The organism is Photorhabdus namnaonensis (assembly GCF_001684335.1).
Lineage (GTDB): Bacteria > Pseudomonadota > Gammaproteobacteria > Enterobacterales > Enterobacteriaceae > Photorhabdus > Photorhabdus namnaonensis.
Genome location: NZ_LOIC01000028.1, coordinates 1 through 439, shown reverse-complemented (window position 1 = coordinate 439; position 439 = coordinate 1). Strand labels below are relative to the sequence as shown.

At 58.3% G+C, this 439-nt stretch carries 1 protein-coding gene; it reads right to left on the bottom strand.

Going from position 1 to position 439, the window contains the following annotated elements; genetic code table 11:
• On the bottom strand, positions 1-439 hold a 439-nt coding region (vgrG, locus tag Phpb_RS26570), incomplete at both ends, for a type VI secretion system tip protein VgrG (protein WP_240492414.1).

The following is a 439-nucleotide window of genomic DNA, read 5'->3' as shown; positions in this document are numbered from 1 at the left end:
GCCCAGGCCGGGTTTTTGAAGGTGTAATCTTTGAGCTCGACCACCGCCGGTCGCACCTGCGCCTGGCGGGTCAGCCGGGTAATGCACAGCTGCTGGGCCTGTTCAGCCTCTTCGGGGTGATAGGGCAGCACCGGGCCTGTGACGACAGAGCCCGCATCGTCGGCAAACACCAGGGTGTTTTTATTGCCGGTGAACTCAAAGAAGTAAAAAATCCCCTCTTCGGCGGTGAGCCGTTGCAGGAATTCAAAATCGGTTTCGCGGTACTGGACGCAGAACTCCCGTTCCGGGTGGGGATTGCGCAGACTGAACGCCACATTCCGGACGCCGTTCTCTTTGAGCAGGGTGGTGATAATGGTTTTGATATCCTGCTGCTGAAAAATCCGGGCATTCTGGCGCAGGGTGGCGCGCCACATATCGGGCCGGATGGTCATGTCATAGC